Genomic DNA, 15,066 nt, shown 5'->3' on the forward strand with positions numbered 1-15,066 from the left:
GTTTACGCCGATCCATGACGGGAGGGCATGCGTCCCATGAAATTATTTCGGTTGTTCGTGTCCCGCCGTCGCGCGGAAAATGCATTCATCGAATGCTTTTAAGCAACTGACTGAATACAACTGGAGCGAATCATGAACACGGAATATTTCCAGCCCCTGGGCGGCAACGCGATGCCGCGCTGCGGCGGGATCGCGACGATGATGCGACTGCCCAACGTGGAGAATGCCGAAGGGCTCGATGCCTGCTTCGTCGGCGTGCCGTTCGATCTGGGCACATCGAATCGCACCGGCGCGCGCTACGGGCCGCGCCAGATTCGCACCGAATCGGTGTTGCTGCGCCCGTACAACATGGCGACACGCGCCGCGCCGTTCGATTCGCTGCGCGTCGCGGATATCGGCGATGTCGCGATCAATCCGTACAACCTCCCCGATTCGATCGCCCGGATCGAGACGGCCTACGACGCCATCCTGAGCCACGGCGCTACGCCGGTCACGCTAGGCGGCGACCATACGATCACGCTGCCGATCCTGCGTGCCATTCATCGCAGGCACGGCAAGGTCGGCCTGATCCACGTCGACGCGCACGCGGATGTCAACGACACGATGATGGGGGAGAAGATTGCGCACGGCACGCCGTTTCGCCGCGCGGTCGAGGAAGGTCTGCTCGACTGCCGGCGTGTGGTCCAGATCGGTTTGCGCGGCACCGGCTACGCCGCCGAAGACTTCGACTGGTGCCGCGAACAGGGTTTTCGCGTGGTGCAGGCCGAGGAGTGCTGGAACCGCTCGCTCGAACCGCTGATGGCAGAGGTGCGCGAGCGCGTTGGCGGAGGGCCGGTGTATCTGAGTTTCGATATCGACGGCATCGACCCGGCGTACGCGCCCGGTACCGGCACGCCGGAGATCGCAGGGCTGACGGTCCCGCAAGCCCTCGAAATCATTCGTGGCGCGTGGGGGCTTGACCTGGTGGGCGCCGATGTGGTCGAAGTCGCGCCGCCGTACGATCCGTTCGGCACCACCGCCCTGCTTGCCGCCAATCTCGCTTATGAAGCGCTGTGCGTACTGCCGGGTGTGAAGCGTCGCGCGTGAGTCGGGTCGCTCGCCTCGTAGCAATCCACAAAAACGAGCGCATTGCAACCAAAAGGCGTCGCACTACGCTGGCCTGGTGGACATAGATGAACCACCGCGCGTCATTAGCATTCGACAATCCATTCGTAGTGCCACGCAGATCTGCGTTCCTATAATGGCCCGGCGTACCAACTCATCCTTACACCCCGGAGCCATTCATGATTCGACGCACCCTGCCCATTCTCGCCGCGCTCGCGCTCGTGCTGCCGTTGGCCAGCGGCCCCGCCTTCTCCGCCGGCGCGCCGACGCCGCTCAAGGTGGGCGTGGCGGGCGGCGTAGACGAGCAGATCTGGGAAGTCGTCACGCAGGTTGCGAAGAAGGACGGGCTGGACGTGGAGGCCATCGTCATCAGCGGCACCGCGAGCCCGAATGAGGCGCTGAACAACGGCGATCTGAACGCCAATTCCTTCCAGCACATTCCGTATCTGCGCGATCAGGTCAAGTCGCGCGGCTACAAGATCGTGGCGGCTGGCGACACGTATATTTCGCCCATCGGCTTTTATTCGAAGAAGTACAAGTCGCTCGAGGCGCTTCCTGTTGGCGCAACGGTCAGCATTCCTGCCGACCCGAGCAACCAGACCCGGGCCCTCGTGATCCTGCGCGATCACAAGCTCATCACGTTGCGCGATGGCTTCGATCCCTACACCGGCACCGCTTCGCTACAGGACGTGCGCGCCAACCCACGCAAGCTGAATTTCGTCGAGGCCGACCCGCTGGTCCAGGCGCGCTCGCTGCCCGACGTCGATGCCGCGGCCATCGTCAATAACGTGGCGTCCGAGGCGGGACTTTATGCTACGCGCGACGGCATCGCGGTCGAGCACAAGGAACACAACCCCTACGTGAACATCATCGCGGTGCGCGAGCAGGACCGCAACGCACCGTGGGTGCCGAAGCTCGTCAAGGCGTATCAGTCAGAGGAAGTCAGACACTTTATCCAGACACACTTCAATGGGTCGGTGATTCCCGCATTCTGATATTGCGCATGCCTGCGCATGCTTCCATCGAGGTGAAACGTTATGTCGCCAACCCTGGCTGACCGCTACGTGCAGGCCCTGCTGCAGACCCTGCTCATGGTGGGTGCCTCCATGCTGATCGCGATCGTCGCTGGCATGCTGCTCGCGATCGTGCTCACGGTGAGCGCACCAGGCGGACTTTATCCGCGACCGTTACTGCACAAGGCGCTCTCGACCGCCATCAACATGTTCCGCGCGATCCCCTTCATCATCCTGCTGGTCGCGCTGCTGCCCGTCACGCGCTTCATCGTCGGTACGACGCTGGGCGCGTGGGCCGCCGTCGTGCCGTTGAGCGCGAACCTGATTCCGTTCTTTGCGCGCATCGTCCAGGTCAATCTCGGGGGTGTGGAGCCAGGGCTCATCGAAGCCGCGCGCGCGATGGGCTGCAAACGCTCCCAGATCGTCCACCACGTGCTGTTGCCCGAAGCGCTGCCCGGCATTCTCGGCGGCGTCACGGTAACCGCAATCGCGATGATCGACATGTCGGCGATGGCTGGCGCCGTCGGGGGCGGAGGCCTTGGCGACATGGCGATTCGCTACGGCTACGAACGCTACGAAACCCAGGTGATGATCGTCGTGATCTTCATACTGGTCGCGCTCGTATCGGTGATTCAGCTGGTCGGCGAATATTTCGCACGCCGGGTCGATCGCAAGCGCTGACGCCGCCGAATACGCGGCACGCGCGCGCAACCCGTGCCTCGAAGCAGGCATCGGGTTGGGCGGAGAGAGTGCGGGGTTTAGTGGCGGTAGGCGGCGAGCGCATCGCGCGCCTGGAAGGCACTGTATGTGAGTTGTGCGGCTGCGAGGCCCGCGAGGCCGAAGGTGCGCGTCAGGCTGAATGCGGAAAAGCCTTCGGGCACCGGCACTCCCAGCGCCAAGGCGTCGGCGAGCGTCTCGCCCGCGACCGTGGTGGGCGCCATGCCGTGGCCGCCGAACGCGATGGCATGCCAGACGCCGTCGGCGTCTCGACCGATTTGCGGCATCTTGTGCCGCGCGTAGCTCATCAAGCCCCCCCAGGCGTGCTCGATCTTCACATCCGCCAGTTGCGGATACACGCGTGCGAGGTCGCGCTTGAGCAGCCGCGCGATGGCGTCCGGACCGCGGTCGAGCACCGAGATCCGGCCACCCCAAAGAATGCGCGTGTCCTTCAGCGGCCGGTAATAGTCGAACGCGAAGCGCGTGTCGTAGACCGCATAGGGCGCGTCGATCGCATCGGCGAGGCGCACACCAAGCGGCTCGGTGGCGATCACATAGGTCGCGATCGGCAATACCGCGCGCTCGATACGCGGTGCGACGCCGCGCGCATAGCCGCCACCGGCGAACACGACATCCTTCGCGGTGACGGTGCCGTGCGGCGTACGCACGACGAAGCCCGCGCCGTTCCGCTCGATCGCGCGCACCGGCGACTGGTCGTAGATTCGGGCGCCGCCCTGCGCCGCGGCGTTCGCAACGCCGAGCACATACTTCAGTGGATGGAAATGAAAAGCGTTGGGCTCGAACAGGCCGCCGTGATAACGCGTGGTCTTCAACTGCGCGCGCAACGCGTCCTTGGTTACCGGCTCCCAGTCGACGCCAAAATCGCGCTTCATCAGCGTGCGCGTGGCGTCGAGCCGCGACGGATCATCGAACCAGTTCGCAAGCATGACGCCACGATCAACGATCTCGCAATCGATGCCGTAGCGCGCGATGCGCGTGCGGATCAGGTCCACGGCGTCGACCGTTAGCCGGTACAGGGCGCGCGCCTGGCTGTGCCCGAGCGTGCGCAGCAGTTCGGCATTATCGAGGCTGTAACCGCCGAACACGAAGCCGCCGTTACGTCCCGATGCGCCAAAGCCCACGCGCTCGGCATCGAGCACGACGACGTCGCGCACGCCGCGCTCGACTAGCCCGAGCGCGGTATTCAGGCCGGCGAGGCCGCCGCCGACAATGCAGATTTGCGTATCCGTCTTGCCGGTCAGTTGCGGGTAGGACGGGCGAGAGACGGTGGATTCGTAGTAGTTATTCATGCGATTGCAGAATTTCGATGTGCGAAAGGAAAACAGGAGAAGGTCGACGCCAGCAGCGCGGGATCACACGTCCGAAGCCGCCTTCACCTGACTCACCTGGCTGGCAATGCTCGCGGGATAGCCGGCGCTCGACGAAGTCTCGGTCGAAGCCGCCATCTGGCGTTCGATCCACGGCGCGATCTCCATGTCTTCGTAGCGAACCCGCCGACATTTGCGCACGATCGAATAGCCCAACCAGACCACGAGAAAGAGCGGCAGGCCGATATAGGTCGCAGCCACGTCTACCCAGTCTATCTTATTGGCAAGGAAAGCCTGATAGTTCTGGCCGAGCGTGACGAGGGTACACAGCACGGCGGCGAGAATCGGGCCGAACGGGAACCATTTCGCGCGATACGGCAATTGCTCGAGGCGATAGCCCTGCTTCAGGAATCCCTTGCGGAATCGATAATGGCTGACCGCAATGCCGAGCCACGTGATGAAGCCCGCCATTCCCGACAGATTCAGCAACCAAAGGTACATCGTCTTGTCGCCATAGAGCGACGAGAGAAAGCACAGTGCCCCGACCGCGGTCGTCGCGTATAGTGCGTTGCGCGGCACGCCGCCCGGCGAGAGCTTCGCAAACAGCCGCGGCGCGCGGCCTTCCATGGCGAGGTTGTACAGCATGCGGGTCGACGCATACATGCCGGAATTGCCGGCGGACAGCACGGCCGAGAGGATGACCGCATTCATCACGCCGGCCGCGAAGGCAAGACCGGCACGCCGGAATACGAGCGTAAACGGACTCACGCCGATATCGGTCACGTCGCTCTTCAGCAGGTTCGGATCCGTGTAGGGAACGAGCACGCCAATGACGAAAATCGCGAGCACGTAGAAAAGCAGGATGCGCCAGAAGATCTGCTTGACGGCGCGCGGGATCGTCGAGCCCGGATTTTCTGCTTCGCCCGCCGCAACGCCGATCATCTCCGTGCCCTGGAACGAAAAGCCCGCGATCATGGCAACTCCGAGCATCGCGCTCCAGCCGCCGGCAAACGGCGCGTCCTTGATCGTGAAGTTTTCCCAACCATTGCTGGGGCCGCCATGCAGGATGCCGAAAATCATCAGGAGGCCGATGGCGATAAATGCAAGCACGGTCAGCACCTTGATCAACGCGAACCAGTACTCGGCCTCGCCGAAGCCGCGAACCGACAACGCGTTGAACGAGAAAACCACGGCCAGAAAGAGCGCGCTCCACCAGATGCCGGGCACGTGCGGAAACCAGTAGCCCATCACGAGTTGCGCCGCGACCAGTTCGACTGCGATCGTCACGGCCCAGCTATACCAGTAGTTCCAGCCAATGGCGGAACCGAAGCCCTCATCGACGAACTTCGCACCGTACGCGGCGAACGAGCCCGAAACCGGCATGAACGCCGCCATCTCGCCGAGGCTCGTCATCAGAAAATAGACCATCAGGCCGATCACCATGTACGAAAGGATCGCGCCTCCGGGTCCCGCCTGCGAAATCGATGCGCCCGTGGCCACGAACAGGCCCGTGCCAATGGAGCCGCCAATGGCGATCATGCGCAGGTGGCGCGCTTGCAGGCTGCGATGGAGTTTGGGCTTCCGGGGTCTCGAGCTGGATGGATTCTCAGTATTCTTGCCGGATTGTGAACGCATGACGTGCGCTGTCTCCATGTCGACTTTCAGAGGCGAAGCACGTCTGGCCTTTCCGCTGCCCTCTTGCGGGGTTCACGCACGGGACCGACCGACGTACGTGCCGTCTTCATTTTTTTGGGGTGGCCGCACGCCTGAAACGAAGCGGCCGGGAATGCGCCTGCGGTGTGCAGCACACACGCGACGCCGGACCGAGTATAGGGATGGGGAAACGCAGGCGACAAACGATATTTAAGAACTAATTGATGCACTTTTTTCATCAAGCCTGCGAAATCGCCCACCGCGCTCCTTTTACGTACTCCGCCACCTTCCGCGCGTACCAGTTGGTGAAGTTGGTCAGCATGAACTCCGAAGGCGCATAAGGCCCCGGCGTATACGCTTTCGAATTCACGCCGCGCTGATTGTGCATCACCAGCGTGGCGTCCTGCTCGTTCGTCGCGCGCCATACCGCTGTGAGCGTCTCTACGTCGTAGTCCACGCCTTCTACGGCATCCTCGTGCACGAGCCACGTCGTCTTGAGCGCCGTCTGCGTGGCCGACAGGGGTAGCACGCGAAAATGGATGATATGGTCCGAGAGGAAGTGGTTCCAGTTGTTCGGAACCCTGAACATCCGTACCGAACCGAGATCGGGCTCGGTCAGGCCGCCCAGCAGCTTCTTGCACGCAGGGCGCCCATCGGCGGTGAACGAGACCGCGCCGCGATGGAACGGCAAGCGGATGCAGCGGAATTCCGTGCCGCCGTCCGCGGGCAGATGCGGTAACCCGAAACGGTCCCAGAGTGCCGTCTTTTCCTGCATCAGGAGCTGGAAATCGCGGTTCGCGCGCGGGTCGTCCGGCAGCGCGAATTCAATCAGCGTGGCGAGCAGTTCCGGATGGCTTCCCACGCAGTGATAACACTCGCGATTGTTCTCGATGACGAGTTTCCAGTTTGCCTCTTCCACGATCGTCATGGAAAAAGCGACCTTGGTACGATCTGGCTGGTGCGGCGCGATATACGGCGTGACCGCCGCCTTGAAGCGTGAGATGTCGGGCGGCGTGTCGGCGATGCAGACATACACCATCCCGCAGATGACCTCGACATGAACGGGACGCAGGCCATGCGCCTCGCGATCGAAACCGGCGGGCATCTGACGCGCGCTCAGCAAGCTGCCGTCGAGTTCATAGACCCACTGATGGTACGGACAGACTAGCCGCTTCGCATGCCCCGCCGCCCTGGTGCAGAGCAGCGATCCGCGATGGCGGCAGGTATTGAAGAACGCGCCCACGTCCCCGCCCTTCCCGCGCAGCACGACCACCGAAGTCTTGCCGATATCCAGCGTGACGTAGTCGCCTTCGCGCGGAATTTCGGCCACGTTGCACGCGAACAGCCATTCGTTCGAGAAGACCGCCTCGACGTCGAGTTCGTGCATGGCAGGGTCCGTATAGAAGTCTCCTGCGAGGCTGTAGCCTTCGCGCCGCGCCTCGAGCAACGAACGAACATGGGCAAAATCGATCACGCCAAATACTCCTTTTCAGTCGGATTCCACGAGACGTTCGCCTGCACCCACATCGCACCAGGCGTTATCGGCGATCTCCGGCACCGGCCGCGCTGCGCCGCCGAACCCGGCCTGCGCGAACGTCTCGACCAGAAAGTCCACGCACACTTTCACTTTCGCCGACTGCGCGAGCCGCTCCGGAAACACCGCCCAGACGTTGGCGGGCTGCGTGACCTCGGGCAATACGCGCTGCAGCCGGCCTTCGGCCAGTAGCGGCCCCACGTCCCAGATCGAGCGCAACACGACGCCGCGCCCGGCCAGCGCCCATTGCACCGCGGCTTCGCCATGATTCGTCGAAAGCGGGCCCGTCACCTTCACGGCAGTCGTCTTGCCTTCTGCATCGAGCCGCCAGACGCCGAACGGATGATCGCGCTCCTTGATCGCGAGGCACGCGTGCGACTCCAGCTCCGCGATGGTCTGCGGCGTGCCATGTTGCGCGAGGTACGAAGGCGCGGCGCAAAGCACCCGGTAGTTCGTCGCGAGCCGCTTCGTGATCAGATGGCCCGCGATGTCGTCGCCGATGCGCACATCGAGATCGAAGCCCTCGCCCACCACATCGATCACGCGGTCGAACAAGTCGAGCTGCACGTTCAGTTGCTGATACCGGTCCGACAACGCCGCCAGCGCCGGCGCGACGAACTTGCGCCCGAAGCCGAAGCTGCTCGACACGCGCAACGTGCCGCGCGGAATGCGCCGCGTGCTGGAGACGTCCTCGACGAGCTGGTCCACGTCGTCGAGGATCTTCTCGGCCCAGGAAAAAACGCGCTCGCCCGCCGCTGTCATCGCCACGCGGCGCGTGGAGCGATGCAGCAGACGCGTGCCGAGCCTTGCTTCGAGTATCCCGACGCGCTTGCTCACATATGCCGCCGAGGCGGAGAGCGCGTCGGCGGCCGCACTGAAGCTCGACTTGCGGGCGACCGTGCAGAAGACCCGCAGGTCGTCCAGCTCCGGGGTGGTAGCCGTTTTCATCAGAACGTGTGGCGCATGCCGATGCGCACATCGGCCTGCGTGGTCGTGGAAGACGGCGTGAAGCTATAGCCGATCACCGCATCCACGCCTTCCGACGCCTTCAGCCAGTCGCCCGAGATATAGACGTCCGTACTCTTCGACAGCAGGTAATGCATCGCCGCCGAGAGCTGGTTCCAGTGGTGGCCGTCGAAGTGCGTGTACTGGTAGCCGCCTACGAGACTCGCTGCGGGCGTAATCTGCCAGTTCGCCCGGCCCTCGGCGACCTGCATGTGCTCGCTTTCGCCGAACGCCTTGATCTGCGTGTACGTGAACGCGCCCATCAGCGTAACCTTGTCGACTACGTAGCTCGCACCTACGCCGAAGGCCCCCTGCTTGTCCACGGGGAACGGCGTGCTGGCATAGAGCGAGCTGACGGTGCCCGTGGCGGGATCGACACTCACGGTCGGCCTGCCGAAGAACGTGCGCACGCCGATCATGTTGTAGGGATCGAACGCGTAGATGCCCGACGGGTTGTTCAACTGCGTATAGGCCGTACCCATCGAGAACGCGCCGTGTTGATACTGCGCGCCCACGCTCCACGCGCTGCCCGTGTGGAAGTCCCCCGGCGTATTGCTGAACGAGTACATGCCGCCGAACTGGAAGCCGCCGAACGTACTCGACATGAACTTCACGGCGTTCGGCAGATGGTCGCCGTTCATGCGGTCGAAGTCGCCCTGGTTGATCGCGTAGCCGCTCGCCCATGACGAGGCGTTGTACAGGTAGACGAACTCCTGCGTCATGTCGATCTGGTTGCCGAATGTGAGCGTGCCCCAGTCGTTTTGCAGACCTACATAAGCCTGGCGGCCAAAAAGCGATCCGCCGTTCGTGAGCTTGCCGTTGCCAATGTGAAAGCCGCTCTCCAGCTTGAAGACGGCCTTCAGGCCGCCGCCCAGATCCTCGGTTCCGCGCAGGCCCCAGCGGTTTCCGTACGAAACACCGTCGTCGAACTTCACCTGATACGAACCGCCGGCGTTGCTCACGTAAGTGACGCCCGCGTCGAGCACGCCGTAGAGCGTGACGCTGCTTTGTGCACGGGCTGCCACCGGAAGCGCGGCGAGCGCGAGCGCAGCCGCGTGCAGTGCGGCAAGCCGCATTGTGTTCATCGATTTCATGTTGTAGTCGCTGTGGTGGCGCAATCAGTTCAGGCCGCGGTCGGCTTCGCGCACGAGTTGGCGTTCTTTTTCAATGTCGAGCGAGCGGCAGGTCCACAGATAGACCAGCGCGGCAACAGGCAGGCCCACGAGCATCGCGATGTCGGTGCCGCCAAGCGCATTGGCGACCGGGCCGGTGTAAAGCTCCGTCTTGAAGAACGGGATCATCGCGACGAAGCCCACCGCGTAGGCGGTCAGGCCGCGCCAGTTCCAGCGGCCGTAGATGCCGCGCGGGTTGAAGATCTCGCGCACCGAGTAATGCGAGTGACGCACGATGAAGAAGTCGACCAGGTTGATCGCGGTCCACGGCGTGAACAGGTAGCCGAGAATGCCGAGGAAATCGCCGAACTTGCCCATGAAGTTGTCCGACGCCGCGAACGCGAGCGACGTCGCCGTGAGGGCTACCACGATGAGGCTCACCACGCGCTTGGTCGCGTTCGACTTGAGCGGCTTGAACGAGTCGGTGATGCTGAGCAACGTGAGCGACGCGCCGTAGAAGTTCAGGCCGGTAATGGCGAGCAGCCCCAGCAGCGAAAGCAGCAGCGTGACCGTGCCGAAGCCCGGAAAGATCATGTCGCCCGCGCGCTGGACCGCATCGGAAATCTCGATCTGCGCGTTGAGCGCCGCCGCGGCGGTGCCCACCAGCATCATCCAGACGCCGCCGATGAACGCGCCAAGGAAGGTCCACCAGAAGGTGGCACGCACGCCGGTAGTGGGCGGCAGGTATCGCGAGTAGTCCGAAACGTAGATCGACCACGAGAGCTGATACGCCGCCGCCGAGAAGAGCTGCACGAGGAACGGTGTGGTCTTGAAGCCGGCGAGGCTCAACTGGCCAGCGGGGAACGGCACCTTCACGCACATGCCGATACTGAAGATCGTGAGCGCCGCGAGCAGCGCGAACGCGAGCCAGCGCTGCGCCTTGTGGATCAGGTCATAGCCGAATACCGCGAGCGCGACCGCAATCACGGTGAAGACGATGTAGCTCAGATGCGGTTCGGTACCGAGCAGATGATGCGCGGTCTGCCCCGCCATCAGCTGGTTGAACGAGTTGTAGCCGATATAGGTGACGAGCGCGACCACCCACACGAGCAACGCGCCCATATAGCCGAACTGCGGGCGCGACTGGATCATCTGGGGCAGCCCGAGCTGCGGCCCCTGGCTCGAATGGAACGCCATGAAGAAGGTGCCGAGCACGTTGCCGAGCACGATGGCGATCGCGCTCCACAGCAGGTTGCCGCCCATGCTGATGCCGATCGCACCGGCCGCGATGGTCGCGAGGTTGGCATCGCCCGTGAACCATACGGGCCACAGGTGCCACGCCCGGCCCTTGCGTTCGGCGAGCGGCACGTAGTCGATCGAGCGTGATTCGATTCGCGATTTGGCGCGCGACGGCTCATTGGCCAGCGCTTCGGCTATTGCCTCTTGGGACATGTCTCCTCCAGTTGTGGGGTGGCTCGCGCGAGCCCGCATGACGCGGCTGCGCTTCCCGCGCCGGCCCCGATACCAGAGGTTCCAGTTTCCAGACACGGCGCTGTTATCCTGCGGTTAATCTAAAACCAACAGTTAACAATGGTACGCACCGTAGAGGGTTTCGTCGCCCTATCGCATCCTCCTATTGACGCCCGGGGAGAAATCGATTTGCTTGCCAAACGTCAATGGACGTTGATTTATAAGAACAAGAATACGGCATGCGCATCAACGGAAGAGGCACATCCCTCAGCGTCAAGGGATAACCCTGATCCACCGTCGCCGAAATTTCACTTATATTTTCGTTAACCTTTAGTTTCATCGTAACTGTTAGTTAACCAACCCCAGTACGGCGGACCCCATGACCTACCTCCCGATCGAATTCCACAAGCAACCCGAACAGCCGAAACTGCCGGCCGACTTCTGCGCCAACTCGGAACTCGCCTGGACCATCCCGGCGAGCTACTACACCTCCGAGGCGGTATACAAGTCGGAAGAACAGAAGATCTTCGAGAACGCGTGGATCTGTGTCGCGCACCGCAGCGAACTGGCCGAAGCGAACGCCTACGTGACGCGCGAGGTGGTGGGCGAAAACATTCTGCTCGTGCGCGGCAAGGACGGCGTCCTGCGGGCGTTCTACAACGTCTGCCCGCACCGCGGCCACCAGCTGCTCGAAGGCAGCGGCAAGGCGAAGAACGTCATCACCTGCCCGTACCACGCCTGGGCGTTCAAGCTCGACGGCGCGCTCGCGCACGCCAACAACTGCGATCACGTGGAGTCGTTCGACAAGGAGAACTCGACGCTCGTGCCGGTGCGCGTGGAGGAATACGCAGGCTTCGTGTTCATCAACCTGAACCCGAATGCAGAAGGCGTGGAAGCGCAGCTGCCCGGTCTCGAAGCCAGCCTGCGCAAGGCTTGCCCGGTGATCGACGACCTCAAGCTGGCTGCCCGCTTCGTGACCGAAACGCCGGCCAACTGGAAGTCGATCGTCGATAACTATCTGGAGTGCTACCACTGCGGCCCGGCTCACCCCGGCTTCTCGGACTCCGTGAAGATCGACCAGTACACGCACACGCTGCATGGCAACTGGACGGTGCAGTTCGGTCATGCGCAGTCGTCGGAGCGTTCGTTCAAGCTCGATCCGTCCGTGAAGGACCCGAGCTTCAGCGGCTACTGGGCGTGGCCGTGCACGATGTTCAACGTGCCGCCGGGCAGCGACTTCATGACCGTCATCTACGAATTCCCGATGAGCGCCGAAGTCACGCTCCAGCACTACGACATCTACTTCCTCAACGACGAGCCGACCGAAGAGCAGCAGAAGCTGATCGAGTGGTATCGCACCGTGTTCCGCCCGGAAGACCTGCGCCTCGTGGAAAGCGTGCAGAAGGGCCTGAAGTCGCGCGGCTATCGCGGCCAGGGCCGCATCATGGTCGACAAGCAGCGCAGCGGCATCAGCGAGCACGGCATCGCGCACTTCCACAATCTGCTCGCGCAGCAGTATCAGGACTAAGAGGCCAGCATGACGAACCTTCAACATCCCGGCCTGCTGCGTGAGCAGGCCTATATCGACGGCCAGTGGCGCGGCGCCGACGACGGCGCCACGCTCAAGGTGACCAACCCCGCCACGGGCGAGCGCATCGCGAACGTGCCGAACATGGGCGCGCCGGAAGCCCGCGCGGCCATCCAGGCCGCGCACCGCGCCTTCCCCGCGTGGCGCGCCACCACCGCGAAGGAGCGCGCGCGCCTGTTGCGCAACTGGTTCGACCTCATCATGGCGAACCAGGAAGCGCTGGCGCAGATCATGACGCGCGAGCAAGGCAAGCCGCTCGCGGAAGCGCGCGGCGAGATCGGCTACGCGGCCTCGTTCATCGAGTGGTTCGCCGAGCAGGGCAAGCGCATCGACGGCGACGTGATCCCGAGCCCGAACCCGGACCAGCGCCTCGTCGTGACGAAGGAGCCGATCGGCGTGTGCGCCGCCATCACGCCGTGGAATTTCCCGGCCGCGATGATTACCCGCAAGGCCGCACCGGCGCTGGCCGCCGGCTGCACCATCGTCATCAAGCCCGCCAACGAGACGCCGCTTTCCGCGTTCGCACTCGCGGCACTGGCGGAACAGGCCGGCATTCCGCCCGGCGTGATCAACATCGTCACAGGCAAGTCGCGCGAGATCGGCCTCGAAATGACGTCGAGCCCGCTCGTCAGGAAGCTCACGTTCACGGGCTCGACCGAAGTGGGCCGGCTCCTGATGCGCCAGTGCTCGGACACGGTCAAGAAGGTCTCGCTGGAGCTGGGCGGCAACGCGCCGTTCATCGTGTTCGACGATGCGGATCTCGACGCCGCCATCGAAGGCGCCCTGCTCTCGAAGTATCGCAACGCCGGGCAGACCTGCGTGTGCGCGAACCGCTTCTACGTGCACGATGCGGTCTACGACGAGTTCTGCCGCCGCTTTGCTGAGCGCGTGAGCGCCTTCAAGGTGGACGACGGTTTTGCCGAAGGCGTGAACATCGGCCCGCTCATTACCGAAGCCGCACGCGACAAGGTCGACGGCCTCGTGCGCGACGCCGTGGCGCAAGGCGCGCGCGTGGTCACAGGCGGCGCGCCGCATGCACGCGGCGGCAACTTCTACGCGCCCACCGTGCTCGCCGATGCGAAGCCCGGCATGGCCGTGCTCACCGAGGAGATCTTCGGACCGATCGCGCCCATCGTGCGCTTCTCGAGCGACGCCGAAGTCGTACAGCTCGCGAACGATTCGATCTATGGCCTCGCCGCGTACTTCTACAGCCGCGACATCGGCCGCATCTGGCGCGTGGCCGAGCAGCTCGAGTACGGCATCGTCGGTATCAACACGGGGCTGATCTCCAACGAGGTCGCGCCGTTCGGCGGCGTGAAGCAGTCGGGCATCGGCCGCGAAGGCTCGAAGTACGGGATCGAAGACTATCTGTCGATCAAGTACCTCTGCATGGCGGGTGTCACGCGCTAAGGCCGGCGCCCAGCTTCGAGCGGATGCGGGCCGTGCCGCATCCGCTGCTTTTTCCGGATTCAGAAGTCAAGGAAGTCAACATGAACGCCCGCGAATCGATCACTGTCGACGTCGTCGCCGTCGAACAACTCACTCCGCTCATCAAGCGCTTCACGCTCGCGCTGCCCGATGGCGCACCGCTGCCCGAATTCAGCGGCGGCGCCCACGTGCTCGTCTCGATGCAGGACGGCGAGCAGTGGCACCACAATGCGTATTCGCTCCTGAGCTCGCCGCACGACACGCGCCAGTATCAGATCGCCGTGCGCCGCGAAGAGGCGTCGCGCGGCGGCTCCGCCTTCATGCACGACAAGGTCGAGGCAGGCACGCGGCTCGCGATCGGCTCGCCCGCCAATCTGTTCGAACTCGCGAGCACGAACGGCCCCAAGCGGCATGTGTTCATCGCGGGAGGCATCGGCATTACGCCTTTTCTCGCGCAACTGGCCGAACATCGCCCCGAAGATGTCGAGTTGGAACTGCACTACGCGTATCGCAGCCCCGAGCACGGCGCCTTCGTCGACGAGTTGAAGACCGGCCCGCACGCGGACAACGTGCACTGCTATGTCGACAGCGAAGGCCAGAAGCTCGATCTCTTCAAGCTGTTCCATGATCTGCCCGGCGACGCGCATGTCTACGTCTGCGGCCCGCAAGGCCTCAACGACGCCGTCTACGCGAACGCTGCGCTACTGGGCTGGCCGAAGGCGCAACTGCACTCGGAGCAGTTCGCCGCGACGGACACGGGCGGCAAGGCATTCACGGTCGTACTGGCGAAGTCCGGCGTCGAACTCGAGGTGGGCGAAGACGAGACCATCCTCAAGGCCATCGAGCGCGCGGGCGTGACGGTCGAGTCGCTGTGCCGCGAAGGCGTGTGCGGCACCTGCGAAGTCCCGATCCTCGAAGGCGAGGCGGATCACCGCGACCAGTATCTGGACGACGACGAGAAAGCCGCGCAGAAGACCATTTTGCTGTGCGTGTCGCGTGCGCGCACGCCGCGCCTCGTGATCGACCTTTAGGGCGGCTGCGTACGCGGGACACCATGAGTCGTGCGTCCGGAACGGCCCGCTTGCCGATCCGTTAAACTAGCGGGGGTTACGGA

At 63.6% G+C, this 15,066-nt stretch carries 12 protein-coding genes; 6 read left to right on the forward strand and 6 right to left on the reverse strand.

What is annotated here, in order from left to right; genetic code table 11:
• Positions 1 to 132 precede the first annotated feature (132 nt).
• The 3 genes from speB (at position 133) to AB4Y40_RS11785 (ending at position 2,798) form a co-directional block, all read left to right on the forward strand.
• Entirely contained in the window at positions 133 to 1,086 is a 954-nt protein-coding gene (gene speB / locus AB4Y40_RS11775; protein WP_368687811.1) for an agmatinase, read from the forward strand.
• A 197-nt stretch (positions 1,087 to 1,283) separates the two neighbouring features.
• Positions 1,284 to 2,099, forward strand: coding sequence for a MetQ/NlpA family ABC transporter substrate-binding protein (locus AB4Y40_RS11780; RefSeq protein ID WP_368687812.1), 816 nt, complete (start codon positions 1,284 to 1,286; stop codon positions 2,097 to 2,099).
• 42 nt (positions 2,100 to 2,141) lie between these two features.
• The gene (locus tag AB4Y40_RS11785) at positions 2,142 to 2,798 is read left to right on the forward strand and encodes a methionine ABC transporter permease (protein ID WP_069267213.1); all 657 of its coding nucleotides are present in this window, start codon (positions 2,142 to 2,144) and stop codon (positions 2,796 to 2,798) included.
• A 77-nt stretch (positions 2,799 to 2,875) separates the two neighbouring features.
• On the opposite strand, the gene AB4Y40_RS11790 is transcribed toward AB4Y40_RS11785, so the two are convergent.
• The 6 genes from AB4Y40_RS11790 to AB4Y40_RS11815 form a co-directional block, all read right to left on the reverse strand.
• The gene (locus AB4Y40_RS11790; RefSeq protein ID WP_368687813.1) at positions 2,876 to 4,144 is read right to left on the reverse strand and encodes an NAD(P)/FAD-dependent oxidoreductase; all 1,269 of its coding nucleotides are present in this window, start codon (positions 4,142 to 4,144) and stop codon (positions 2,876 to 2,878) included.
• Positions 4,145 to 4,207: 63 nt separating this feature from the next.
• The gene (locus tag AB4Y40_RS11795; RefSeq protein WP_368687814.1) at positions 4,208 to 5,797 is read right to left on the reverse strand and encodes an amino acid permease; all 1,590 of its coding nucleotides are present in this window, start codon (positions 5,795 to 5,797) and stop codon (positions 4,208 to 4,210) included.
• A 256-nt stretch (positions 5,798 to 6,053) separates the two neighbouring features.
• Complete coding sequence (locus tag AB4Y40_RS11800; RefSeq protein WP_368687815.1) at positions 6,054 to 7,289, reverse strand: SRPBCC family protein; 1,236 nt, start codon at positions 7,287 to 7,289, stop codon at positions 6,054 to 6,056.
• Positions 7,290 to 7,304: 15 nt separating this feature from the next.
• Positions 7,305 to 8,297: a LysR substrate-binding domain-containing protein gene (locus AB4Y40_RS11805; RefSeq protein ID WP_368687816.1), complete on the reverse strand. Its 993-nt coding sequence runs from the start codon at positions 8,295 to 8,297 to the stop codon at positions 7,305 to 7,307.
• Positions 8,297 to 9,448, reverse strand: a complete 1,152-nt coding sequence (locus AB4Y40_RS11810) for a porin (RefSeq protein ID WP_368687817.1) — start codon at positions 9,446 to 9,448, stop codon at positions 8,297 to 8,299. Before AB4Y40_RS11810 ends, AB4Y40_RS11805 begins: the two co-directional genes overlap by 1 nt.
• A gap of 24 nt (positions 9,449 to 9,472) precedes the next feature.
• Positions 9,473 to 10,918 carry a cytosine permease gene (locus AB4Y40_RS11815; RefSeq protein WP_368687818.1) on the reverse strand — a complete coding sequence of 482 codons (1,446 nt, stop codon included), beginning with the start codon at positions 10,916 to 10,918 and terminating at the stop codon, positions 9,473 to 9,475.
• A 397-nt stretch (positions 10,919 to 11,315) separates the two neighbouring features.
• Between AB4Y40_RS11815 and AB4Y40_RS11820 the strand changes: the two genes are divergently transcribed.
• The 3 genes from AB4Y40_RS11820 to AB4Y40_RS11830 all read left to right on the forward strand — a co-directional run bounded on the left by AB4Y40_RS11820 (position 11,316) and on the right by AB4Y40_RS11830 (position 14,983).
• Positions 11,316 to 12,464 carry an aromatic ring-hydroxylating dioxygenase subunit alpha gene (locus AB4Y40_RS11820; protein ID WP_368687819.1) on the forward strand — a complete coding sequence of 383 codons (1,149 nt, stop codon included), beginning with the start codon at positions 11,316 to 11,318 and terminating at the stop codon, positions 12,462 to 12,464.
• Positions 12,465 to 12,473: 9 nt separating this feature from the next.
• Positions 12,474 to 13,934, forward strand: coding sequence for an NAD-dependent succinate-semialdehyde dehydrogenase (locus AB4Y40_RS11825; RefSeq protein WP_368687820.1), 1,461 nt, complete (start codon positions 12,474 to 12,476; stop codon positions 13,932 to 13,934).
• An 80-nt stretch (positions 13,935 to 14,014) separates the two neighbouring features.
• On the forward strand, positions 14,015 to 14,983 hold the full coding sequence (locus AB4Y40_RS11830) for a 2Fe-2S iron-sulfur cluster-binding protein (RefSeq protein ID WP_368687821.1): 969 nt from the start codon (positions 14,015 to 14,017) through the stop codon (positions 14,981 to 14,983).
• Positions 14,984 to 15,066: the final 83 nt, after the last annotated feature.

The sequence above is a fragment of the Paraburkholderia sp. EG287B genome, from assembly GCF_040965595.1.
Classification (GTDB): domain Bacteria; phylum Pseudomonadota; class Gammaproteobacteria; order Burkholderiales; family Burkholderiaceae; genus Paraburkholderia.